The following is a 21,523-nucleotide window of genomic DNA, read 5'->3' as shown; positions in this document are numbered from 1 at the left end:
CGGGGCTCCCGGGACCGGCGGCGACCCGGGGCCGGTCACCGGCCGCGGAAGCGGCGCCGCTCGCCCGTGGGCGGCTCGGCCTCGTCGGCGAGGTGGACGATCTCGCGCCCGGCCACCACGGGTTTCCCCGAGCGCGCGGCCTTGGCGCGGTACTGCGCGGCGTCCGCGAGCCGCAGCAGCCGGCGGGCGGAGTGCACCGGCCCCACCGGGTCGCCCGTGGAGGCCACGCCGCAGGCGACCCCCTGCCCGCCTTCCAGCTCGTCCGCCCGGCGGCACAGCTCCTCGGCGACGGCGACCACCTCGTCCGCGGGTGCCCCCTCGGCCAGGAGGCAGAACTCGTCGCCGCCGAGCCGGGCCACGAGGGCGCCGGGCAGCCGGGCGGCACACCGGGACAGCAGTCCGCCGAAACGTTCCAGCAGACGGTCGCCCGCCGCGTGCCCCAGGGTGTCGTTGACCTCCTTCAGGCCGTTGAGGTCGCAGACGACCAGACTCACGACGTCCCCGTCCGCCCGGTGGCGCTCCAGCGCCCGTTCCAGCCGGACGTCCACAGACCGCCGGTTGCCCACCCCGGTGAGCGGGTCGGTGAACGCCAGCCGTCGCACCTCCTCCAGCCGCTCGTACTGGACGAGCCCGGCCGCGACGACGGCGGCCAGCACCGTCGCGAACTCCGCGTCCCCCGGGCCGAATCCGGGCACGCCCGGCGGCCGGGCCACGTACAGCTCGCCCCAGGCCCGGCCGTGCAACACGATCGGCGCGACGACGCAGCTCCCCCGCCCCCGGCGCCTGAGCGTGGCCGACCGGTGGCGCCGGTAGGCCCCGGCCCCGGCACCCGCCGCCGAGGACGGATCCGACGTCTCCACCCACGCCTGCGGCCCCTCGCCGCCCGCCCAGCGCTCGTGCAGGAACTCGGCGATCTCGGGGAAGTCGTGGACGGGGTACGACTCGTCCCGGGGAAAGGTTTCTTCACCGGGTGCCAGCTCACCCTCGTTCACCAGCACCCGCAGCCGTCCCCGGGCCCGCTCCCACACCGAGACGGCGGCGAAGGAGCCGTCCATCGCCGCCCGCGCCCCGGCCGCCGCGGCCCGGGCGGCCTCCTCGGAGGCCGGGGCCGCGGCCATGGCCTGCGCCACCCGTACCACGGCACGCAGCCTCGCATCGTCACCCATACGACCCAGATTAGGACCCTACGCCCCACTCTGCGCTGCGGACCGTGTGCCGCTCGTTACTCCCCGGGCCACTCCGGCGTGCGCTTCTCGTTGAACGCCGCGACGCCCTCGGCCCGGTCGCCGGAGAACGCCACCGTCCGCCAGGCCGCGTCCTCCACCTCCAGGCCGGCCGACAGCCCCATGCCCCATCCGGTGCGCAGGGCCCGCTTGGCCGCCCGCAGCCCGACCGGCGAGTTCGCGGCGATCCGGGCGGCCAGCGCCAGCGCCTCCGCGGTGTCCGTGCCCTCGGCCACCAGCTCGTCCACCAGCCCCAGCGCCCTGGCCTCCTCCGCTGCCACCCGGCGGGCCGTGAAGATCAGCTCGGCCGCCCGGGCCGCACCCACCCGGCGGGGCAGCAGCTGCGTGCCGCCGCCCCCGGGGATGACGCCGACGGACACCTCCGGCAGGCCCACGACGGCCGTCGCGTCCGCCACGATGAGGTCGCAGGAGAGGGCGAGCTCGAACCCGCCCCCGAGCGCGAAACCGTGCACGGCCGCGACCGACGGCACCGGCAGCTCCAGCACACCCGTGTAGGCGGCCCGGGCGTGCGGACGCTGCCGCCCCAGCTCGGCGTCGGTGAACCGGTTGCGCTCCTTGAGGTCCGCGCCGACGCAGAAGGCCCGCTCGTTGCTCGACGTCAGCACGACGGCGCGCACGTCGCGGTCGTCCGACAGGGCGGCGCAGGCCGCGGCGATGGAGGCGGCCATCTCGGTCGAGACCGCGTTCATGGCCTTCGGCCGGTCCAGGACCAGCTCCGCCACATGCGTCCCGGTGTCCTTGCGAACCTCGACGAACTCGCCGTACCGCGTCATCGCGATGCCCTCCCAGCGCTTGGTTAACGACCGCTCACACCCTAGCCCCCGCCGCCGGGCACCGGGCTACCCCCGGCGCCCTCAACACCCCCGGAGCCCGCGTATCCCAGAACGGGGCACCACCCCGGCCCGGCGGCGGGGAACGGACGGTCTCTGTCACACGATCCAGACCAGCACGGCGTGTCCGTCGCGGGCGGCTGCCTGGAAGAACGGGACCAGAACGCGGTAATGGCTGGTCACGACGTCCAATGACTCCCCGCGTTCCCAGACGAGGCTGGGGTAGACGCCAGCCTGTGCGAGGTCTGCGGGGCTGACGTTCTCAATCAGCCTCTCGGGGGGTGTTCTGCCGAGGGCGGTCGCGGCGACGCGCACCCGCTGCGGCGTGAGGTAACGCGGTGGCACGTAGCCCCAGTCGCCCGCACCTGGGATCTCCTCCTCGCCGTGGACGACGTCGACGGGGAAGTCGATGCGGCGCAGGAGGAAGTCGAGGGCGTTCCACAGCTTGTCGGTCTCGTGGCAGCGTGCCGCCGAGGGCTCGGGCCTCTGGTCGAGTTCCGCATCGTCCAGTTGGCAGACGAATTCGAGGGCCCAGTCCGGCTCGCGGATCGCGCGGTCGAGTTCCGCCGGAGTGAGGCGGGCGAGTTTTCCGATCATGCTCATGGCGGAACCGTAGGGCGGGGTACCGACAGTGCCGCCGTGCTCCGTGCGGCTCGTGCCTTGCGGGACGCGGCGGATGGCGAGCGTCGGGGCCGCCGCGCCGGGCGGGGTTCCGCGCGGGGCCGCGTCAGCCGCGGCGGCCCAGGAGCCAGGGCTCGACGACGCCGAGGCCGCGCACCGGCCGCTGGTAGAGGGGCTGGAGGGCGAAGCGGTACCCCGCTCCGGCCCCGGAGTCCTTCTCCGAATGCGGGGCGTCGCCCACGGCCGTGAGCTCCTCCTTCAGCGCGCCGTCGATCAGCACGGTGTCCTTGGGCGCTATGGACGTCAGCCGGCTCGCGAGGTTCACGGTGTTGCCGAAGACGTCGCCCATCCGGGTCGTCACCGTGCCGAAGGCCAGGCCGACGCGCAGCTCGGGCATCGTCTCGTCGCCGGACAGGGTCTCGATCATCCGCAGGCCGATCTCGGCGGCCGTCCCCGCCTCGTCGGCGACGTAGAGGACCTCGTCGCCGAGCGTCTTGATGAGCCGGCCGCCGTGCGCGGCCACCAGGTCGGCGGCCGTCGTCTCGAACGCCTCGACCAGCTCGCCGAGTTCCTCCTCCTCCAGGCGGCGGGTGAGGCGGGTGAAGCCCACCAGGTCGGCGAAGCCGACGGCCAGGCGGCGGTCGACCATCTCCTCGTCGTCCTGCGCCTGCACGACGCGCCCCGTGGCGGCGGCCAGCTGCCGCCGCCAGACGTAGATGAGGAACTCCTCCAGCTCCGGCAGCAGCAGCTCGACGAGGGGGTAGGTGACCTCCATGCGGCTCATGCCCGGCTCGGGCGAGACGGTGAGCCCGGCGATGAACGAGTCCACCTGCCACTCGGCCAGGCGGGCCGTGGTCTGCCCGGTGGAGCGGGCGACCTGGATGGCCATGGCCTCGGTCAGCAGCCCGGCCTCGACGAGACCCGCGAGGCGGCGCAGGGCCAGCACGTCGGCCTCGGTGAGCGCCCGGGCCTGGCCGATGTCGGCGAAGCCCATGGCGCGCCAGAACCGGGCGGCGAGGTCCATGGGCACGTCGGCGGCTCGGGCGGCCTGGAAGGGGGTGTAGGTGCGGGCGGCGCCGAGGATCAGCTCCTCGACCTTGAGGGCGAGCGGGTTCTCCTTGCCGCGTTCCTCCGCGCCCTCGCGCTCCTCGCCGTACGCGGCCTCGCCGCCGCGCACGGAGAAGGCGTGGTCGGAGGCGGAACCGGCGGAGGAGGACGACGACGCGGAGCCGGGCGTGGAACCGGCGGAGGGGTCGGCGGCACCGGAGGCCGCGCCGGCGGCGGCGTCGGCCGCCGCGTCACCGCCTGCGCCGCCGCCCGCGTCGGCGGGCGGCACGGCCGGATCGTTCGCGGTCACTGCCCGCCCCTTGCCAGGTTCTCGCGCATGACGTGCCTGCGCTCTGCCCTTCCGTTCTCTACACCGCGCCCACCGCGCCGCGCTACCGCCACCACGATACGGCAGGTGTGCCGTAGCTCACGCGACGCGGACCGGACGGATGCGTCCGCACCTGCGGCGACGCGTCCGGTGGGGCCTCCCGGGGGACGCCCCACCGGGGATCGGGCGGGCACCCGCCGGGTGCCGGCGACCCCTCAGTCGTGGGGCCGCAGGTGGACGATGTCGCCCGCGCCGACGGCCTGCTCCACGCCGCTGCCGGTGGCGAGCACCAGCTGCCCGTCGCCGTCGACCGCGACGGCCTCGCCCACGAGCTCCTTGCCGCCGGGCAGCTCGGCGCGCACCGTCCGGCCGAGCGTCGCGCACCCGGCGGCGTAGGTCTCCTGGAGGCCGCAGGCTGCCGCGTCCCCGCCGGCGTCCCGCCACTCGCGGTACCAGCCCTCGACGGAGCGCAGGATGGCCCGCAGCAGCGGGTCGCGGTCGGTGCCCCGGGCACCGGCGAGGAGCAGCGAGCCCGCCTCGGGGACGGGCAGCTCGTCGGCGTGCAGCGACACGTTGACGCCGATGCCGACGACGACGGCGTGGTGGACGGCGTCGCCCACCCGCTCGGCGAGGATGCCGCCGATCTTGCGCTCCTCGCCGTCCACCTCGGCCAGCAGGTCGTTGGGCCATTTGAGCATCGTGTCCACCCCGGCCGTGCGGGCGAGCGCGGTCGCGGTGGCGACTCCGGCGAGCAGCGGCAGCCAGCTCCAGGCCCGCTGCGGGATCTCGGGGGCCGGGTGGAGGACGAAGGAGAAGAAGAGTCCGCTGCGGGGCGGGGCGTCCCAGTGCCGGTCGAGCCGGCCGCGGCCCGAGGTCTGCTCCTCGGCGACCAGGATCGTGCCCTCCTCCACCGGGCCCCGGTTCACCCGGTGGACGAGGTCGGTGTTGGTGGAACCGGTCCGCTCGACGACGTCCAGCTCGTTCCACAGGCTCTCAGGCGTCAGGAGCGCGCGCCGGAGCGCGGGGGCGCTGAGCGGCGGGCGTTCGAGATCGCTCCACGGGCCCGGCGAGCCGCCCGCACCCTGAGGGCCTGCCGAGCCCCCACCCGAACCTGGCACATTTGAGGACATCTGCGGTGTCATGGCGACACTGTAGGGGGCTGCGGGTGTGGCCAACGACGCACCGCCGACACGGGCCGTCGCCGCTACGCTACGAGTCGGTAGCCCCGAGGACGACTAGGAGCCGCTCCCCGTGTCCGAGCAGGAAAGCACTCCCGACATCCACACCACGGCGGGCAAGATCGCCGATTTCCAGCGGCGTGCCGCTGAGGCGACGCACGCCGGTTCCGCTCGCGCGGTGGAGAAGCAGCATGCCAAGGGCAAGCTGACCGCCCGCGAGCGCGTGGAACTGCTGTTGGACGAGGGTTCGTTCACCGAACTCGACGAGTTCGCGCGGCATCGTTCGACGAACTTCGGGCTGGAGAAGAACCGCCCGTACGGCGACGGCGTCGTCACCGGCTACGGCACGGTCGACGGCCGTCCGGTCGCCGTCTACTCGCAGGACTTCACGATCTTCGGCGGTTCGCTGGGCGAGGTCTACGGCGAGAAGATCGTCAAGGTGATGGACTTCGCACTGAAGACCGGCTGCCCGGTCATCGGCATCAACGACGGCGGCGGCGCCCGCATCCAGGAGGGTGTGGCCGCGCTCGGCCTGTTCGCCGAGATCTTCCGGCGCAACGTCCACGCCTCCGGCGTCATCCCGCAGATCTCGCTGATCATGGGCCCGTGCGCGGGCGGCGCGGTGTACTCGCCGGCGATCACCGACTTCACCGTGATGGTCGACAAGACGTCGCACATGTTCATCACCGGGCCCGACGTCATCAAGACGGTCACCGGTGAGGACGTCGGCTTCGAGGAGCTGGGCGGCGCCCGCACCCACAACTCGACCTCCGGCGTGGCCCACCACATGGCCGGGGACGAGAAGGACGCCGTCGAGTACGTGAAGGCGCTCCTGTCCTACCTCCCGTCCAACAACCTCTCCGACGCCCCCGTCTACCCCGAGGACGTCGACCTGGAGACCTCCGACCGGGACCGGGAGCTGGACACGCTCGTCCCCGACTCGGCGAACCAGCCCTACGACATGCACGGCGTCATCGAGCACGTGCTGGACGACGGCGAGTTCCTGGAGACGCAGGCCCTCTTCGCGCCCAACATGATCACCGGCTTCGGCCGGGTCGAGGGCCACGCGGTCGGCGTCGTCGCCAACCAGCCCCTCCAGTTCGCGGGCTGCCTGGACATCGACGCGAGCGAGAAGGCCGCGCGCTTCGTGCGCACCTGCGACACGTTCAACGTCCCGGTGCTGACCTTCGTCGACGTCCCGGGCTTCCTGCCCGGCACCGAGCAGGAGTTCAACGGCATCATCCGGCGCGGTGCCAAGCTGATCTACGCCTACGCGGAGGCGACGGTGCCGCTGATCACCGTCATCACCCGCAAGGCCTTCGGCGGCGCCTACGACGTCATGGGCTCCAAGCACCTCGGCGCCGACCTCAACTTCGCCTGGCCCACCGCCCAGATCGCCGTCATGGGCGCCCAGGGCGCGGTCAACATCCTGCACCGCCGCCGGCTCGCCGGCGTCGAGGACGAGACCGAGCGCGAGGAGCTGCGCGCCGAACTCACCGCGGAGTACGAGGACACGCTGCTCAACCCGTACGTGGCCGCCGAGCGCGGCTACGTCGACGCCGTCGTGCTGCCCTCCGAGACGCGCCGCCACATCGTGCGCGGCCTGCGCTCGCTCCGCAACAAGCGGGAGCAGCTGCCGCCCAAGAAGCACGGCAACATCCCGCTGTGACGCCCGCTGTGATGGAGGGCGCTGTGATGGAGGTCAGCGCATGATCAAGGTCCTACGCGGCAATCCGACCCCCGAGGAGCTGGCCGCCGCACTAGCGGTGGTCCAGGCCCGGGCCACGGCGGCGGCGTCCGCGGACTCCGGCGGTCCGCGCGACGTCTCCGAGTGGTCCGACCCCGCCCGGACGGTCCCGCGCCGCACCCCGCACCCGGGCCCGCTGGCCTGGCGCACGTCCTACTGGCCGGTCTGACGGCCGCCCGGCCCGGCCCGGCACCGACCTCGCGCGGTGCCGGGCCGGGCCGGAGCGAACCGGGGCGGACTGGGGGCCGGAACAGGGCGGCTTCGGGCCGGAACCCCGCTTGAACCGGGCTCGAATCAGGGTCGAAGTGAGTACGCGTACTCAGGCGCCCCCGCCGCCGCGGACGGACTCTGGACCCATGCTGTGGTCCGACCCCCCGAACCGGCCCCCCGAGGCACTGCGCGCCGCCCAGGTGCAGTTGCGACGGGCCGGCTGGCTGCTGGCCGCGACCGTCCTCGTCGTCGTCCTCGTCATCGGTCTGCGCTGACGGACATCGCCCGCCCGGGAGCCTTCTACGATGGCCGCATGACCGCATCCGCCACGCCCTCCCGCCGTCTCGTGCTCGCCTCCCAGTCGCCCGCCCGGCTCGGGCTGCTCCGGCAGGCGGGACTGGCCCCCGAGGTGATCGTCAGCGGCGTCGACGAGGACGCGCTGAGCGCCCCGACCCCCGGCGAGCTGGCCCTCGTCCTGGCCGAGGCGAAGGCGGACGCCGTCGCCGTCCGCCCCGAGGCCGCCGAGGCCCTCGTCGTCGGCTGTGACTCCGTCCTGGAGCTGGACGGGCACGCCCTGGGCAAGCCCGAGGACGCCGAGGACGCCATCGCCCGCTGGAAGTCCATGCGCGGCCGCTCCGGCGTCCTGCTCACCGGGCACTGCGTCATCGACACCGCCACCGGGCGCCGCGCCTCCGCCACCGCGGGAACGACGGTGCGCTTCGCCGACCCGTCCGACGCGGAGATCGCCGCCTACGTCGCCTCCGGCGAACCCCTCCACGTCGCCGGGGCGTTCACGCTCGACGGCCGCTCGGCACCGTTCGTCGACGGCATCGACGGCGACCCCGGCAACGTCATCGGGCTCTCCCTGCCGCTCCTGCGCCGGCTCCTGGCCCGGCTGGACGTCGCCATCACGTCCCTGTGGGCCCGCTGAACGTCCCGGCGGGGCTCAGGCAGCGGCGGGCTCCGGCCCCTCCTGGCCCCGCGACTCGGGCTCGTGGCTCTGCTCCGGGTAGCCGAGCAGGGTGAGGACGATCAGCCCGAGCACCACCATGAGGGCGACGAAGGCCACCCAGCCCACCAGCCCCACGACGACGGCGCCCAGCACCCCGTGCGTCACCGCGCAGCCGATCAGCACCAGCCGCGCGGCCCGCCCCGGGGCCCGGTCGCGTCCGGCGACGAGGAGCGCGGCCACCCCGCACAGGACGACGAAGGCGCCGAGCGCCAGCCCCGCGATCCGCGTCCCCCACACCATGTGGTCGGGGTCGAGGCCGTCCAGGGACATCGACTGGCGGCGCACGACGAGGCTCAACACCCAGTGCACGGCGGCCAGGCCGAGCCCTTCGAGGATCAGTACCGCCGCCGTCGTCGCCGCCACCGCTCGCCGGAGTCCCACCGCACGCCCCCTCCTGCCCGCACGCTACTGTCGAGCGCGCACGCTACTAACGGGTAATGACGGCGGCAAGAGGTCGCTCACCGGCTGCCCCTCCGTCACCGACGCGTCGCAAAGAAACCCCTATTCATTAGTAGGGGTTCCACAAAGGACCACCGCGACAGATCCCCTGTCCGGCAGGAGACGTCGATCACGCTCCTGATGCTCCAGTCAGCCTCGTGTTCCCGGCGTACCGTGGGACGACAAGGAAAACGGGAAGGGGCGCGCGAGCCCGGCTACGGATCGTGTGGGCAAGCTCACCCCCCTGGAAGACTGCGCGTGTGGTGTCGCAGGTACCTAAACTCAGGTTGTTTCAAGGAGGGAGCCATCGTGCGCAAGGTGCTCATCGCCAACCGCGGTGAAATCGCTGTCCGCGTAGCCCGGGCCTGCCGGGACGCCGGGATCGCGAGCGTAGCCGTCTACGCCGACCCGGACCGGGACGCGCTGCATGTCCGGGCCGCTGACGAGGCATTCGCCCTGGGCGGTGACACTCCGGCCACGAGCTACCTGGATGTCGCCAAGGTGCTGAAAGCCGCGGCCGACTCCGGTGCCGACGCCGTCCACCCTGGTTACGGCTTCCTCTCGGAGAACGCCGACTTCGCCCAGGCCGTGCTCGACGCCGGACTCACCTGGATCGGCCCGCCGCCGCAGGCCATCCAGGACCTCGGCGACAAGGTCGCCGCCCGGCACATCGCCCAGCGTGCCGGCGCGCCGCTGGTCGCCGGCACCAAGGACCCGGTCAGCGGCGCCGACGAGGTCGTCGAGTTCGCCAAGGAGAACGGCCTGCCGATCGCGATCAAGGCCGCCTTCGGCGGCGGCGGTCGCGGCCTCAAGGTCGCCCGGACCCTCGAAGAGGTGCCGGAGCTGTACGACTCCGCGGTGCGCGAGGCCGTCGCCGCGTTCGGCCGCGGCGAGTGCTTCGTCGAGCGCTACCTCGACCGCCCCCGGCACGTCGAGACCCAGTGCCTCGCCGACCAGCACGGCAACGTGGTCGTCGTCTCCACCCGTGACTGCTCGCTCCAGCGGCGCCACCAGAAGCTCGTCGAGGAGGCCCCCGCGCCCTTCCTCACCGACGAGCAGAACGCCGAGCTGTACCGGGCGTCCAAGGCCATCCTGAAGGAGGCCGGCTACGTCGGCGCCGGGACCTGCGAGTTCCTCGTCGGCCAGGACGGCACGATCTCCTTCCTGGAGGTCAACACCCGCCTCCAGGTCGAGCACCCGGTGACCGAGGAGGTCACCGGCATCGACCTCGTCCGCGAGATGTTCCGCATCGCCGACGGCGAGGAGCTCGGCTACGACGACCCGCCGCTGCGCGGCCACTCCTTCGAGTTCCGCATCAACGGCGAGGACCCGGGCCGCAACTTCCTGCCCGCTCCCGGCACGGTGACCAAGTTCGTCGCCCCGACCGGCCCGGGCGTGCGCCTGGACGCGGGCGTGGAGTCCGGCTCCGTCATCGGCCCCGCCTGGGACTCCCTGCTCGCCAAGCTCATCGTCACCGGCGCCACCCGGCAACAGGCCCTTCAGCGCGCCGCCCGCGCGCTCGCGGAGTTCGACGTGGAGGGCATGGCCACCGCCATCCCGTTCCACCGCGTCGTCGTCGCCGACCCGGCCTTCGCGCCCGAGGTCGACGGCCGCGAGGGCGAGCCCTTCGACGTCCACACCCGGTGGATCGAGACGGAGTTCGTCAACGAGATCAAGCCCTTCGCCGGGGCCGGTGTCGCCGAGGACGAGGACGAGTCCTCCCGCGAGACCGTCGTCGTCGAGGTCGGCGGCAAGCGCCTGGAGGTCTCCCTGCCCGCCTCGCTCGGCATGCCGCTGGCCCGCGCCGCCGTCGCGGGCGGCGCCAAGCCCGCGCGTCGCCGGGCGGCCAAGAAGTCCGGCTCCGCCGCCTCCGGCGACGCCCTCGCGTCCCCGATGCAGGGCACCATCGTCAAGGTGGCCGTGGAGGAGGGCCAGCAGGTCGAGGAGGGCGAGCTCATCGTCGTCCTGGAGGCCATGAAGATGGAGCAGCCCCTCAACGCCCACCGCGCCGGCACCGTCAAGGACCTGGCCGCGGAGGTCGGTGCCTCCATCTCCTCCGGCACCGTCATCTGCGAGATCAAGGACTGACCCCGCGTCCGTCCCACGCCTGAGCCCCGCCGAGCCTCACCGCCCGGCGGGGCTCACGCGTTCCCCGACCGTGCCGCCCGCGCCCCGGGCTCGCACCGGCGCCACCGGATGGCGGCCGTAGGGTGAGCAGGCATGAGCATCGGCACGAACCGACCCGGCCCCTGGACCATCGGTGAAGTCCTGGCCCTCCCGGAGGACCGCAGCACCCGCTACGAACTGCTCGGCGAGTCCCTCGTCATGACCCCCGCGCGCTGCATCCGCCACCAGCGAGCCTCCTTCCGGCTCGCCACGGCCCTGCACGCCGCCGCCCACGCCGCCCACGCGCCGGTCGAGGTGCTGGAGGCCGTCAACGTCATCCTGCCCTCGGGGCTGGTCGTGCCCGACCTCGTGGTGGCCGACGCCGGAGCCACCGCCGAGGACGGCGTCAGCATCGACGCCGAAGGCGTTCAGCTCGTGGTCGAACTGGTCTCCCCGGGCAACCGCACGGTGGACCGCAAGTTCAAGCCGATGCTGTACGCCGAGGCCGCCATCCCGCACTTCTGGCGGCTCGAGTTCGACCCGGCGCCCATGCTCATCATCCACGAGCTCGAAAGTGGCCGGTACGTGGAGCGCACCACCGCCCTCGCGGGTGCCGTCACGCACGTGGACACCCCGATGCCCCTCGACATCGACCCAGCCGGCCTCTCCCGGCAGTAGCCTCAACTGCACAGAATCGGCGCAGCGCCGCTCTCCGGCATCGACCGGCTTCCCGGACTCCTGCCAACAGGAAAGGCACATGACGAGCGACCCCCTGCCGATCCACCTTGACCAGCTCCGCCGCGCCTTCGAGCTGACGCTGCAACACATCGAAGCCTCAGCCGGGAGCACCATCGAAGTCGAGCACGACTACTTCTGGTCCGTTCCGGGGGACGAGCTCTACGAGATCGCCAAAGAGCCGGCGACACTCACCATCGGGCAGCTCTCCGAATCGTGGCAACACCTTGAATGCCTTCTCGCCGAGCCGGACCGGGCCCTGGGCTACCACTTGGTCTGGCTTGCCGACGTCCTCCGCGCGATCGGCCAAGAAGTCGTCTGACAGACACCGCGCCCACCCCGCCATGACGTGCGTGGCGGGGCCTTGGCTTCCGGGTGGGGGGCGGGGGCACGGCAAGATACCTCCAGGCCCGAGCTGGCGCCGGGGCCTGTACGACCCGCCCCCCCATGGCCGCGAATCCCTCACGATCTCCGTCCGGCCCATCACCCCGCAACCTATCCCGAGGCACTGACATCCCGGCCAGTCCACGGGGAACGAGCTGTCGGCCCGCGTTCGAGGGTGGCACAGAGGACGTAGTGGGCGGCGTCGTCGCGGGCAGTGAGGGTGAACACGGCGCCGTCGGCCAGGTGGGCGAGCGCGGTGTCCTGCTGGGCGGTGCCGTCGCGCCAGGCGCGGAGCGTCTCGGCGGCCTCGGTCGCGTCCCCGGTGGCACAGCTCAGGGCTCCCGGCGGGCACCAGGGCAGGCCCGGAGCCGGGTCCAGCGCGTCCGCGATGCGCGTCGCCCGGTCGCGCAGCCAGCGCAGGGCGAGCCGCGCCGTTCGCGTCCGGTACACGCCGAGCCGCCACGTCCGCGCGTGGTCCAGCGCGTACGCCGTCGCCTCGCACCGGAACACGGCGGCGGCCCCGGGCGCGCTCACAGCACGTCACCGCGGCTGCGGGCGTTCGCACGGGCGTTGCGGGCGGCGAGCCGTTCCCTCGCATCCGGCTGGCGGACGTGCCCGGCATCCCACTGCGGTCCCCGCCCGGCGACGGGACGCAGCCGGTACCGTTCACCGGCGTCCGCGGCGACGTACCCCGGCCGACCGGTCGCGACGTCCACGACGAGCGCGCCCGGCAGGAGCCCGGCACCCGCCCGAACCGCGGTTGCGAGCCGCCGCACGGCCGCTGGCCGTGCCCTGCCCAACGTCACCAGGACGCCGCGTCCTTCGCCGTACGGTGCGTCAACCGCCAGCGAAGGCAGCGTGACTCCCGCCGACCACAGCGCCCGGCGCATCGCGGCCACCGCGTCCTCGGCCTCCTCCCACGGGTCGTCCACGGCCGGGAGGACGGGCGCGGGCGGCGCGAGGGTGTCGATCAGCCGGACCGCGACGTCCGCCCGAATCGGCTCCACCTCGATGTAGCCTCGCCCGCCGAGCGGAGGCGCCGCGCGCATCGGGAGATAGAACCCCCTTCCCAGCAAGGTGATATGCAGCTCCTCCGCGAGCCGCGTCGCGATGCGACGCGCTTCGCGCTGCGTGTCCGCAGGCGTCTCGACCATGGGCATCCCTGTACGTTTTCGCCCCGCTTGTCGGACGAGGCGGCTACCATCCGTGAGTACAGCGTTGCCCTAGGCCATGGCGTGTTCAACGCGTTCCGCGTGCCATGGACCTTCTGTCACAAGGGGGGAACCTTGGCACACCGACGCAACGGTACGAAGAACCCGGCCGCGACCTCGGCCGCCGTCTTCGGGGAACTCCTGCGCGACCTGCGGGAGTCAGCACGCCTGACACAGGAGGAGCTGGCCACCAAGATCCCGTGCGACCGCTCACTGGTCGCCCGCGTCGAGGCCGGTACCCGCGTCCCGCAGCACACGTTCGCCGTGGCCGCCGACCACGTCCTGGGCACCGGCGGCATGCTCGAACGCCTGTGGAAGCGCATCGACTGGTACCCCGAAGTCGCCCACCCCGACTGGTTCAAGCGCCGGGCACAGATGGATGCCGAGGCCGTCGCTTTGCGGATCTACGGGACTTTGGTCGTCCCCGGGCTACTTCAGACGAAGGGCTACGCACGGGCTGTTCTCCGTCGCCTGGCCCAGGGCGCGGAATTGGAGGAGTTGATCCGGGCCAGGATGAGCCGCCAACAGCGCTTTCTCACAGCTGACAAGAAAGGCCCACTGCTCGTAGCAGTACTCGACGAGAGCGCGCTGCACAACGTAGTCGGTGGAGCGGCTGTCATGCGTGAGCAGTGCGCGCACCTCCTCACCGTAGGGAAGCTGAGTTCTGTCCGCGTCCAGGTCGCACCCGCGTCAGACTCCACCCTCAACCCCCCGGACAGCCCGATGTCGCTGATCCACCTGCCGGACGGGCAGCAGTGGGTCTACTCGGAGTCGCTGGATCGAGGCCACTTCAGCAATAATCCAGCGGCCTTCGCCGCACAGTCCCAGATCTATGATGTGCTCCGAGCCGATGCACTGTCCGCTCGGGAGTCCGCCGCACTGATCAGCGACATCATGGAAGGGTACGGCCGACATGAAGCAGCACGATCTTGCCAACGCACAGTGGACCAAGAGCAGCTACAGCGGAGCAAACGGCGGCGACTGCGTGGAAACCGCCCTCGGCATCCACGACAGCGTCCCCGTCCGGGACAGCAAGGCCGTTGACGGCCCGGTGCTCGTCTTCCCCAACGCTGCCTGGACTGCGTTCCTCAGGGCCGCGTGCTCCGACGAACTGCACTGAGAAGGGCGGCCCTCAATGAATCAGCACGAACTCGCCAGCGCGCAGTGGACGAAGAGCAGCTACAGCGGCGGCAACGGCGGCAACTGCGTGGAAACCGCCCTCGGTACCCACGACAGCGTCCCCGTCCGGGACAGCAAGACCGCTAACGGCCCGGTGCTGGTGTTTCCCCGCGCTGCCTGGGCCGCCTTCGTCACCGCCACCTGCACGGGAGCTCTGCTCTAGCCTCAAGGGCACGCGCACGCAGGTGCTGAGTCCGGAACGGCGTGACGTGATCCCGGCGTTCACCTGGTGTTGCTGGAAGCGACCCGCCGCGCTGCGGGCGGTGACCCGTGACCACCGGGCGATGCATGGCCGATCATGGCCGGGTGACGACGAATGAGTATGAGCTGGCGAGGCACTTCGACGGCCGGGCACGTGTCGAGGTGGACGTCCACCGGCGTGTCGGTGTCGTCTTCAGCGGCAGGGAATCGGACCGGTTTCAGCCGGTAGCCCACGCTCTCGGCTACCGGCTGCTCAAGTGCGTGAATCTCGGCAAGGGCGGACCCGACCGGTACGTCTTCCTACGGGACGACGACCCGCGGGCGCGGCGTCGTGCCGAATTGAGCCTCGCCAGGATACGCGCGGGCGGGCCGCTGCTGCCTGCGGTGGAGCCGCCTCCACCTCCGCCTCCGCCACTCGTGCCACCGCGCTGAACCGGCCCCGAACGTTGTCTCGTAGGGGTCAGTGGTGGGCGACGTGGTGCATGTGGGCGATACCGGTGGCGGCCCAGGGGAAGCCGTCGCCGCGGCGGCGGCAGTCGCGGAGGATCTTCCGGGTTCTCATCCGGGCGAAGACGTGCTCGACGCGGGCTCGCCTCCGGCAATGGGAAGCGTTGTGCTTCTCTTTCCAGTCCGGAAGACGACCTGTCCCGCCGACGGCGGTGCGGGATGATCGCGCCGGTGCCCTGGTGGCCGCCATCGGCCACCACCGTCGCCCGCCCGCAGGCCGCTTCGGCCCCGAGGGGCCGAGGGGCCGAGGGGCCGAGGGGCCGAGGGGCCGAGGGCGGTGCAGTCGTTGCGGTTGGCCGGCAGAGGGTAACCGCCTGGATGACGTCTCAAACTCCCTTGCCCCACGGAGGCCCGCCCCGGAGACTCGACGCCGGACACGACGAAGGGGGCGTCATGAGCGCACGCTTGCGCGGGATCGCGAAGGAGACCGAGAAGATCGTCGCGCGCGGGGGTTACGCGGCGCCCGGAGGGCGGGACGTGTCCATCGCGGAGGCCGTCACCGCGGCGGCCGACGGAACGAGGATGTTCGGCCCCGGGCCGGTGGCGGTGCCCGCCGCGGAGGAGACGTTCACGCCGGTGTTCGAGGTGACGGAGGAGGGCAGCACCGAGGCCGCCCGTCGGCTCGTGGCCAACGGGTTGGGGCCCGTGGCCGTGCTCAACTTCGCCTCCGCGCGCAACCCGGGCGGCGGCTATCTGAACGGTGCGCAGGCTCAGGAGGAGGCCGTGTGCAGGGCTTCCGCCCTCTACACCTGTCTCCTGCGCGCCCCGGAGTACTACGCCCACCACAGGTCGGAGCGCAGCCCCTTCTACAGCGACCGCGTCATCCATTCCCCCGGAGTCCCGGTGTTCCGCGACGGCCGCGAGCGGCTGCTGGACGAACCGTTCGAGGCCGGCTTCCTGACCTCCCCCGCCCCCAATGCCGGGGTCATCGCCCGCCAGACGCCCGCCGAGGCCCGTCGGGTACCGGCCGCCGTCCGACAACGCGCCGAACGGGTGCTGGAGGTCGCCGCAGCCCACGGCTACCGCGCGCTCGTGCTCGGCGCCTGGGGGTGCGGCGTCTTCCGGAACGACCCGGCGGTCGTCGCCGACGTGTTCCGCGCGCATCTGACGGGCGAGGGCCGCTTCGCCGGCTGGTTCGCGCACGTCGTCTTCGCCGTTCTCGACCGGACGCCCGACTCCCCCACCCGCGCCGCGTTCCGCCGGGCGTTCCCTTCCCCGGCGGCGCCGTAGGCGGGCAGTCCGCTACAGCGTCCCCGCCGCCACGGTGAGGATGGCGCGGATCTGGGCGGTGATGTCGGTGCGGTTGCGCTCGTAGGCCGGGTCCGTGACGGCGTCGGTGTTGCCCTCGCCGAAGCGGAGGACCGGGGTGTGGACGTGGCCCCCGGGCAGGTCGAGGCCGAGGGCGTCCCGGAGCAGGGTGGCGCGGTAGGCGATCTCGTTGGACAGGTAGTTGCCGCCGCCGCCCTGGCGGGCCCGCGAGCCGGGGGTCGGGCCGTCGTCCCGGGTGACGGGGTCGGTCGCGCCGAGGGGGATCTCGGTGACGCGGGTGTTGTCCAGGACGGGGAACCGGCCGGTGTCGGCGTTGACGATGTCGGTGGAGGGCAGTGAGGTGGCGGTCCACTGGGGCTGCGGGGTGACGGAGGGAACGGCGGCGGGGATGGGCACGAGACCGGTGTCCGAGGCGTTCTCGTTGTCGGGGTAGCCGCCGCGCCAGGCACCGTTGAAGCGCTCGATGTCGAACTGCCCGGGGCGTCCCTGGCTGACGGTGGCGAACATGTCGACCTGGCCCGGGCCCTCGGTGAGGTGCGGGAGCAGGGTGTGTTCGACGGTGCCGTCGGCGAAGTCCCGCCAGCGGACGGGGAACACGACGGCCTCGATGCGGGCGGGGCCGGAGGCGGTCTGGACGGTGGTGCCGTCGAGGGCGAGGGCGGCGGCGCCGGAGGGGTTGCCGATGCGGATGTCCCGGTCGAGGGTGAACGGGTCGAAGCCGGTGACCAGGATGCGCTTGACGCCGTCGCCCTGGGGGAAGGTGACGGCGTCCTGGCCGCGGGACGAGGTCTCCAGGCGGTGGATCAGCCCGGCGCGCTCCGCGCCCGTGAGCGGGAAGCCGGGCTGCCACTGGCGCAGGGCCGTGGCGAGGCCGAGCCTGGCCCAGTACAGGGGGCGGTCGTCCTCGCCGCTCAGTTCGCCGCTCCGGGCCGGGGACTGCGCGCGGTGGACGGCGGTCGTCCACAGCTTGCGGGCGTGCTTGCCGACGACGCGCTCGGCCGCCGTGAGGGAGTCGGCACGGCACAGCTCCCGGAGGAAGGCGGGCAGGGCGCGGTCGAAGCCGCTGCGCCGCAGGATCTCCTGGGGCACGGCCCGCTTCAGCCGTTCGTCCTCGACGGTCAGGGGTGCGGCGTCGTCGAGACACCCGGTGCCCGCCCCGTTGGCGGTGGCCTGAGGGACGGCGAGCGTGGCGCACGCGAGGGTGGTGGTGGCTGCGATGACGGACAGGCGCCTGAACGTGCTTCCCATGCGGTCCTCTTCCCTCGGCCCGGAGGCGATGCGTCGACGTGTTCGGTTTCCGAACGAGCGCACCCTAGAAAGGGCGTTGAGCGGACGGCAAGGGTGCCGTCCGCTCAGGCCCTACCGCTCCCCGACCGCCTCCAGCGCGGCCGGGGAGTCGGCGGGGGCGAGGGGACGGCAGAAGGTCTCGCGGGAGGCGCGGGCGGCGAGGAGGCCGAGGGCGGAGGTGCCGGCCATGAGGGCGAGGGCCCAGTCCCAGCCGTGCCCGGCGTCGAGGACGAGGCCGAAGAGGGGTTGCAGGGCGGCCGAGACGCCGAAGCAGCCCGCGTTGAGGATGGCGAGGGCGGTGGCGGCGATGTGGGCCGGGACGGCTTCCTTGAGCGCGGCGAAGGAGACGGTGACCTGGGAGGCGGCGGCGCCGACGAGGGCGTAGAGGGCGAGCCCCTGCCAGCCGGCGTCCCAGGGGAGCAGGGCGAGGCAGGCCCAGCCGGTGAGGGCCATGGCGCTGGTGCCCAGGACGAAGGGCTTGCGGCGGCCCGCGCGGTCGGACCAGACGCCGATGGCCAGGCAGCCGATGCCGTAGACGGTGAGCGCTGCGGTGGTGTACCAGGCGGCGGCGGTGTTGGACAGGCCGCGGGTGTCGGTCAGGAGCGGGACGCCCCACAGGCCGGAGAAGGCGTAGAAGGTGCCGTTGGTTCCGGCGGTGGCGAGCAACAGGGGCCACAGGGCGCGGCTGCGGAAGGCGTCCCGCAGGCCGCCGCGCGCACCTCCACGGTCGGCGGGTGCCTCGGCGGGCGCGGCGTCGGACGGGTGGTTGCGGACGAGCGCGGCGACGGCGAGGGAGAGGGCGAGCCCGGCCGCCGCCGCGACGGCGAAGAGGGCGCGCCAGTGGAAGTGCTCCAGCAGCCAGGCCGTGGGCGAACCGGCGGCGACGGCGCCGCAGGTGGCCAGGAGCATGGTGACGCCGGTGACGAGGCCGTAGCGTTCGGGGCTGAACCAGGCGGCGTTGAACTTCATGATGCCGACGAAGACGACGGAGAGCCCGGCGCCGGTCAGCAGGGGCCCGGCCGAGGCGGTGACGAGGTTCTGGGCGACGGCGAGCAGGAGGGCGCCGAGGGCGGTGACGGTGGAGCCGACGGCGACGCAGCGCCGGGTGCCGTAGCGGTCGACGAGGAGCCCGGCGGGTATCTGGGCGGCGGTGTAGGTCCAGAAGTGCCAGGAGGCGAGGGCGCCGAGCTGGGCGTCGGTGACGTCGAGGTCGGTGGAGAGGGCGTCGGCGAAGGTGGCGGGGGCGAAGCGGTGGAAGAAGCCGAGCAGGAAGCAGCCCGCGAGGACGGACCAGGCGAGGAGGCGGCGGGCCCGGGCACGGCGGTCGGCCCGGGCACGGCGGTCGGCCCGGGCACGGCGGCGGGCGGTGTCAGTCATGGGAGACGTCACGGCCGCCGAGAACCTGGTCCAGGATCCAGTTGTCGAGGCGGTGCACGACGTGTTCTTCGGGGACGTAGCAGCCGGGCGGGGAGGCGTTGAGGCCCTTCTGCTGGTACTCGGTGATCCAGTCGTCCTCCTCGACGACCTGGTCGAGCCGCTTGGCGTAGCGCGGGTAGACGTCGTCGAAGTCGGGGCGGTCGACGGTGGAGGCGGGGAAGGAGTAGCCGACACGGACGCGGGTGCGGGTGGCGGAGTCGGGGATCTTGTGGATCCACCACATGACGTCCTGGGCGGTGACGAGGAAGAAGCCGGGCAGCAGGATGGAGAAGTGGGCGCCGTGTTCGGCGGCTCCGGTGAGGCCCTTGGTGTGGGGGAAGCCGGTGTGGCGCTCTCCGGGGTGGAGGGCGGGGGTGTGCTCGGACGCGTGGTAGACGCCGATCCAGTGGCCCTCGGAGTGCGGCACGGTGACGGGCTGCTCGCCGATGGAGCCGCGGTGGATGTGCTTGGTGTGGAGGGTCTCCATGTCGACTTCGACGTAGAGCTTCCAGTTGGAGTCGAGGACGTACTCGCGTTCGTGGACGGCGACCATCTGCGCGGTCTGGTGCGGGACGGCGACGGCGGAGAGGTAGTTGCCGAGGTAGGCGTCGAGGGTGGGGGCGGTGGCGGGGTCGCCGAGGTGGACGAAGATGAGCCCTTCGCGGATGCCGCTGGGCACCTGGACGAGGTTCCGGCCGAGCCCGGCGAGTTCCTCGCGCCGGTGGCCGTCGAGGCCGGGAGCGTGCTTGAGGACGCCCTCCAGGCTGTAGGTCCAGGAGTGGTAGGGGCAGCGCAGGCCGCGGCAGTTACCGGAGGGCTCCTCGACGACGAGGGAGCCGCGGTGGCGGCAGGAGTTGCGGAAGACGCGGACCCGGTCGTCGTCCCCGCGCACGACGAGCAGCGGCTCGTCGAGCAGGCGCAGGGTGCGGAAGTCCCCCGGCTGCGGGACGGACGAGGCGAGCCCGGCGAAGTGCCACGCGGGGCGGAAGAGGTTCGTCATCTCGCGTTCGAACCAGGTCTGGTCGGTGTAGACCCAGTGCGGGAGGGTGGTGGCCTCCGCGCGGGGCCGCCGGGTGCCGGCGTAGAGCGCCGGGTCGAAGATGTCCTTGCCGTCGGGCAGGTTACGCATCGTGAAGCTCCCCCTACTCATCCACGGTGGTCGCCACGAGGAGAACACGACGGCCATGCCGCGGGCAACTGACATCGGGGTGAGGGCGATCAACGGCAACGGCCCTTCCCCTCGTACTCAACTCACCTTGCGCACAGCCCGCTTGAGAATCCCCCGACCGACGGGCACGCACGCCAGGAGCGGGGTCGGCGGGACGCCTCGGACCCCGCCCCGGCGGGCTCACCGCCCCACCGGCCCGGACCCCGGTCCGGGCGCCCCCGAACGAGGGTGGTGGCTGATGGTCGCCCCGCCCGCACCGGATGCGGCCACCGCGATTTGTGGAGGCTCTGTGGGGGCCTCGGGAATGACGTCATGACGCCATTGACGTGATTGCGCCGCCGAGGTCACGATTCGGACATGCTTGAGGCGTTGGATCTGGACGCCGTCCAGCAGCAGGTGTACGAGGCGCTGGTGGACGGGGCCGTCACCACGGCCGAGCTGCGGGACGGCCTGGGGCTGTCGGTCACCCGGGTGCGGGGCGCCCTCGGCTCCCTGGAGGAGCTGGGGCTGGTCCAGCGCGTCGCCGGCCGACGGCGGGGGCCGGACCGGTTCCTGCCCGTCGAGCCGGACGTGGCGCTCGCCGCGCTCCTGGCCGCGCGCGAGGAGGAGTTGCAGCGTGCCCGTCGCCATGTGCACCACCTGGCGGCCCGGTTCCGGGCGACGGCGGAGGCCCGCGACCCGCTCGACGTGGTGGAGGTCGTCGTCGGCCGCGCAGCCGTCATGCAGCGGGTGGACCAGCTGCAACGCGGCGCCCGGCACCTGATCCGCGGCGTGGACCGGCCGCCGTACGTCAACAGCGACCCCGACCGGCACGACGCGCGCACCGGCATGATGCCGCTCCAGGGCGAGACGATGCGGCGCGGCGTCGCCTACCGCGTCCTGTACGACGCGGAGGGGCTGGCCACCTTCCACAGCACCCACACCGACATCCTGGCCTGCGCCGATCTCGGCGAGGAAGCCCGAGTGCTGACCACCGCGCCGACGAAGATGCTGCTGGCCGACGAGCAGACCGGCATCCTGCCCCTCCGCACCACGCACTACGAGGTGGCCAGTTGCGTCGTCGTCCACGCCTCGGGCCTGCTGGACGCGCTGAGTTCGTTCTTCGAGGTCCTGTGGGAGCGGGCGCTGCCGCTCTCCGAATTCCTCGCGGACGACGAGGGGGAAGGCGACGGGCCGGGCCTCCCCTGCGACGACACGCGACTGCTGGCGATGCTGGCCACCGGGTTGACGGACCAGGTCATGGCGCGGCAGCTCGGCGTGAGCCACCGCACCTTCCAGCGGCGGCTGCGGGCGACGATGGAACGGCTCGGTGTCACGACCCGCTTCCAGCTCGGCATGGTGGCGGCACGACTGGACATCGGGGGCGGAGTTGTCCAGCCGGAGGCCGGCCGAGTCGCCCCCTGAT

Annotated in this window: 23 protein-coding genes and 1 pseudogene; 12 read left to right on the top strand and 12 right to left on the bottom strand. The window is 72.8% G+C overall.

Annotation, left to right across the window (positions count from 1 at the left end):
- Positions 1 to 35: 35 nt before the first annotated feature.
- The 5 genes from O7609_RS16845 to O7609_RS16825 all read right to left on the bottom strand — a co-directional run bounded on the left by O7609_RS16845 (position 36) and on the right by O7609_RS16825 (position 5,212).
- Entirely contained in the window at positions 36 to 1,166 is a 1,131-nt protein-coding gene (locus O7609_RS16845) for a GGDEF domain-containing protein (protein WP_269743827.1), read from the bottom strand.
- A 56-nt stretch (positions 1,167 to 1,222) separates the two neighbouring features.
- Positions 1,223 to 2,017 (bottom strand): enoyl-CoA hydratase/isomerase family protein, encoded by a 795-nt coding sequence (locus tag O7609_RS16840; RefSeq protein WP_269736156.1) that lies wholly within the window; start codon positions 2,015 to 2,017, stop codon positions 1,223 to 1,225.
- A 156-nt stretch (positions 2,018 to 2,173) separates the two neighbouring features.
- On the bottom strand, positions 2,174 to 2,677 hold the full coding sequence (locus tag O7609_RS16835; protein ID WP_269736157.1) for a YfbM family protein: 504 nt from the start codon (positions 2,675 to 2,677) through the stop codon (positions 2,174 to 2,176).
- 124 nt (positions 2,678 to 2,801) lie between these two features.
- The gene (locus tag O7609_RS16830) at positions 2,802 to 4,052 is read right to left on the bottom strand and encodes an adenylate/guanylate cyclase domain-containing protein (RefSeq protein ID WP_269736158.1); all 1,251 of its coding nucleotides are present in this window, start codon (positions 4,050 to 4,052) and stop codon (positions 2,802 to 2,804) included.
- A gap of 233 nt (positions 4,053 to 4,285) precedes the next feature.
- Positions 4,286 to 5,212, bottom strand: coding sequence for a biotin--[acetyl-CoA-carboxylase] ligase (locus O7609_RS16825; RefSeq protein ID WP_269736159.1), 927 nt, complete (start codon positions 5,210 to 5,212; stop codon positions 4,286 to 4,288).
- A gap of 109 nt (positions 5,213 to 5,321) precedes the next feature.
- Between O7609_RS16825 and O7609_RS16820 the strand changes: the two genes are divergently transcribed.
- From O7609_RS16820 to O7609_RS16805, 4 genes are all read left to right on the top strand, one after another.
- On the top strand, positions 5,322 to 6,917 hold the full coding sequence (locus O7609_RS16820) for an acyl-CoA carboxylase subunit beta (protein WP_269736160.1): 1,596 nt from the start codon (positions 5,322 to 5,324) through the stop codon (positions 6,915 to 6,917).
- A 40-nt stretch (positions 6,918 to 6,957) separates the two neighbouring features.
- Positions 6,958 to 7,164 carry an acyl-CoA carboxylase epsilon subunit gene (locus tag O7609_RS16815; RefSeq protein WP_269736161.1) on the top strand — a complete coding sequence of 69 codons (207 nt, stop codon included), beginning with the start codon at positions 6,958 to 6,960 and terminating at the stop codon, positions 7,162 to 7,164.
- Positions 7,165 to 7,351: 187 nt separating this feature from the next.
- Positions 7,352 to 7,480: a morphogenic membrane protein MmpB gene (gene mmpB, locus O7609_RS16810; protein WP_269736162.1), complete on the top strand. Its 129-nt coding sequence runs from the start codon at positions 7,352 to 7,354 to the stop codon at positions 7,478 to 7,480.
- A gap of 38 nt (positions 7,481 to 7,518) precedes the next feature.
- On the top strand, positions 7,519 to 8,136 hold the full coding sequence (locus O7609_RS16805) for a Maf family protein (protein WP_269736163.1): 618 nt from the start codon (positions 7,519 to 7,521) through the stop codon (positions 8,134 to 8,136).
- Positions 8,137 to 8,151: 15 nt separating this feature from the next.
- Here O7609_RS16805 and O7609_RS16800 read toward each other — a convergent pair whose 3' ends face one another.
- Positions 8,152 to 8,598: a hypothetical protein gene (locus O7609_RS16800; protein WP_269743826.1), complete on the bottom strand. Its 447-nt coding sequence runs from the start codon at positions 8,596 to 8,598 to the stop codon at positions 8,152 to 8,154.
- A gap of 366 nt (positions 8,599 to 8,964) precedes the next feature.
- On the opposite strand from O7609_RS16800, the gene O7609_RS16795 reads away from it, so the two are divergent.
- The 3 genes from O7609_RS16795 (at position 8,965) to O7609_RS16785 (ending at position 11,818) form a co-directional block, all read left to right on the top strand.
- A complete protein-coding gene (locus O7609_RS16795; RefSeq protein WP_269736165.1) occupies positions 8,965 to 10,743 on the top strand; it encodes an ATP-binding protein in 1,779 nt (592 codons plus the stop codon).
- Positions 10,744 to 10,875: 132 nt separating this feature from the next.
- Positions 10,876 to 11,439: a Uma2 family endonuclease gene (locus O7609_RS16790; RefSeq protein WP_269743825.1), complete on the top strand. Its 564-nt coding sequence runs from the start codon at positions 10,876 to 10,878 to the stop codon at positions 11,437 to 11,439.
- Positions 11,440 to 11,518: 79 nt separating this feature from the next.
- Complete coding sequence (locus O7609_RS16785; protein WP_269736167.1) at positions 11,519 to 11,818, top strand: hypothetical protein; 300 nt, start codon at positions 11,519 to 11,521, stop codon at positions 11,816 to 11,818.
- Positions 11,819 to 11,991: 173 nt separating this feature from the next.
- On the opposite strand, the gene O7609_RS16780 is transcribed toward O7609_RS16785, so the two are convergent.
- Together O7609_RS16780 and O7609_RS16775 are read right to left on the bottom strand one after the other, a co-directional pair.
- Positions 11,992 to 12,414 (bottom strand): hypothetical protein, encoded by a 423-nt coding sequence (locus tag O7609_RS16780; protein ID WP_269736168.1) that lies wholly within the window; start codon positions 12,412 to 12,414, stop codon positions 11,992 to 11,994.
- Positions 12,411 to 13,034: a hypothetical protein gene (locus O7609_RS16775; protein ID WP_269736169.1), complete on the bottom strand. Its 624-nt coding sequence runs from the start codon at positions 13,032 to 13,034 to the stop codon at positions 12,411 to 12,413. Before O7609_RS16775 ends, O7609_RS16780 begins: the two co-directional genes overlap by 4 nt.
- 132 nt (positions 13,035 to 13,166) lie before the next feature.
- Here O7609_RS16775 and O7609_RS16770 point away from each other — a divergent pair, with 132 nt between their 5' ends.
- The 3 genes from O7609_RS16770 to O7609_RS16760 are packed head-to-tail and all read left to right on the top strand — an operon-like array spanning position 13,167 to position 14,433.
- Positions 13,167 to 14,135 carry a helix-turn-helix domain-containing protein gene (locus O7609_RS16770; protein ID WP_443072258.1) on the top strand — a complete coding sequence of 323 codons (969 nt, stop codon included), beginning with the start codon at positions 13,167 to 13,169 and terminating at the stop codon, positions 14,133 to 14,135.
- Positions 14,077 to 14,211: a DUF397 domain-containing protein gene (locus O7609_RS16765; protein ID WP_269743824.1), complete on the top strand. Its 135-nt coding sequence runs from the start codon at positions 14,077 to 14,079 to the stop codon at positions 14,209 to 14,211. Before O7609_RS16770 ends, O7609_RS16765 begins: the two co-directional genes overlap by 59 nt.
- Before the next feature lie 15 nt (positions 14,212 to 14,226).
- Entirely contained in the window at positions 14,227 to 14,433 is a 207-nt protein-coding gene (locus O7609_RS16760) for a DUF397 domain-containing protein (protein ID WP_269743823.1), read from the top strand.
- 498 nt (positions 14,434 to 14,931) lie between these two features.
- Here O7609_RS16760 and O7609_RS16755 read toward each other — a convergent pair.
- A pseudogene (locus O7609_RS16755) lies at positions 14,932 to 15,208 on the bottom strand (transposase); the annotation flags it as partial.
- A gap of 163 nt (positions 15,209 to 15,371) precedes the next feature.
- Here O7609_RS16755 and O7609_RS16750 point away from each other — a divergent pair.
- A complete protein-coding gene (locus tag O7609_RS16750) occupies positions 15,372 to 16,208 on the top strand; it encodes a TIGR02452 family protein (protein ID WP_269743822.1) in 837 nt (278 codons plus the stop codon).
- 12 nt (positions 16,209 to 16,220) lie between these two features.
- Here the strand turns inward: O7609_RS16750 and O7609_RS16745 are convergent, their stop codons facing one another.
- The 3 genes from O7609_RS16745 to O7609_RS16735 all read right to left on the bottom strand — a co-directional run bounded on the left by O7609_RS16745 (position 16,221) and on the right by O7609_RS16735 (position 20,079).
- Positions 16,221 to 17,495, bottom strand: a complete 1,275-nt coding sequence (locus O7609_RS16745; protein ID WP_269743821.1) for a pyroglutamyl peptidase — start codon at positions 17,493 to 17,495, stop codon at positions 16,221 to 16,223.
- A 111-nt stretch (positions 17,496 to 17,606) separates the two neighbouring features.
- Positions 17,607 to 18,911, bottom strand: a complete 1,305-nt coding sequence (locus O7609_RS16740; RefSeq protein WP_269743820.1) for an MFS transporter — start codon at positions 18,909 to 18,911, stop codon at positions 17,607 to 17,609.
- Positions 18,904 to 20,079: an aromatic ring-hydroxylating oxygenase subunit alpha gene (locus tag O7609_RS16735; protein ID WP_269743819.1), complete on the bottom strand. Its 1,176-nt coding sequence runs from the start codon at positions 20,077 to 20,079 to the stop codon at positions 18,904 to 18,906. The genes O7609_RS16740 and O7609_RS16735 overlap by 8 nt, the downstream gene beginning before the upstream one ends.
- Before the next feature lie 396 nt (positions 20,080 to 20,475).
- Between O7609_RS16735 and O7609_RS16730 the strand changes: the two genes are divergently transcribed.
- Positions 20,476 to 21,522: a helix-turn-helix transcriptional regulator gene (locus O7609_RS16730; RefSeq protein WP_269736175.1), complete on the top strand. Its 1,047-nt coding sequence runs from the start codon at positions 20,476 to 20,478 to the stop codon at positions 21,520 to 21,522.
- Position 21,523 lies beyond the last annotated feature (1 nt).

This window comes from Streptomyces sp. WMMC1477, from assembly GCF_027460245.1.
Lineage (GTDB): Bacteria > Actinomycetota > Actinomycetes > Streptomycetales > Streptomycetaceae > Streptomyces.
This window is presented reverse-complemented; position numbering and strand designations above follow the sequence as displayed.

Bases quoted from the DNA above. Each gene is read 5' to 3' on its own strand.
- O7609_RS16845 (WP_269743827.1), bottom strand. From the start codon at position 1,166: ATGGGTGACGATGCGAGGCTGCGTGCCGTGGTACGGGTGGCGCAGGCC.
- O7609_RS16840 (WP_269736156.1), bottom strand. From the start codon at position 2,017: ATGACGCGGTACGGCGAGTTCGTCGAGGTTCGCAAGGACACCGGGACG.
- O7609_RS16835 (WP_269736157.1), bottom strand. From the start codon at position 2,677: ATGAGCATGATCGGAAAACTCGCCCGCCTCACTCCGGCGGAACTCGAC.
- O7609_RS16825 (WP_269736159.1), bottom strand. From the start codon at position 5,212: ATGACACCGCAGATGTCCTCAAATGTGCCAGGTTCGGGTGGGGGCTCG.
- O7609_RS16815 (WP_269736161.1), top strand. From the start codon at position 6,958: ATGATCAAGGTCCTACGCGGCAATCCGACCCCCGAGGAGCTGGCCGCC.
- mmpB (WP_269736162.1), top strand. From the start codon at position 7,352: ATGCTGTGGTCCGACCCCCCGAACCGGCCCCCCGAGGCACTGCGCGCC.
- O7609_RS16805 (WP_269736163.1), top strand. From the start codon at position 7,519: ATGACCGCATCCGCCACGCCCTCCCGCCGTCTCGTGCTCGCCTCCCAG.
- O7609_RS16790 (WP_269743825.1), top strand. From the start codon at position 10,876: ATGAGCATCGGCACGAACCGACCCGGCCCCTGGACCATCGGTGAAGTC.
- O7609_RS16785 (WP_269736167.1), top strand. From the start codon at position 11,519: ATGACGAGCGACCCCCTGCCGATCCACCTTGACCAGCTCCGCCGCGCC.
- O7609_RS16775 (WP_269736169.1), bottom strand. From the start codon at position 13,034: ATGGTCGAGACGCCTGCGGACACGCAGCGCGAAGCGCGTCGCATCGCG.
- O7609_RS16760 (WP_269743823.1), top strand. From the start codon at position 14,227: ATGAATCAGCACGAACTCGCCAGCGCGCAGTGGACGAAGAGCAGCTAC.
- O7609_RS16750 (WP_269743822.1), top strand. From the start codon at position 15,372: ATGAGCGCACGCTTGCGCGGGATCGCGAAGGAGACCGAGAAGATCGTC.
- O7609_RS16745 (WP_269743821.1), bottom strand. From the start codon at position 17,495: ATGGGAAGCACGTTCAGGCGCCTGTCCGTCATCGCAGCCACCACCACC.
- O7609_RS16740 (WP_269743820.1), bottom strand. From the start codon at position 18,911: ATGACTGACACCGCCCGCCGCCGTGCCCGGGCCGACCGCCGTGCCCGG.
- O7609_RS16735 (WP_269743819.1), bottom strand. From the start codon at position 20,079: ATGCGTAACCTGCCCGACGGCAAGGACATCTTCGACCCGGCGCTCTAC.
- O7609_RS16730 (WP_269736175.1), top strand. From the start codon at position 20,476: ATGCTTGAGGCGTTGGATCTGGACGCCGTCCAGCAGCAGGTGTACGAG.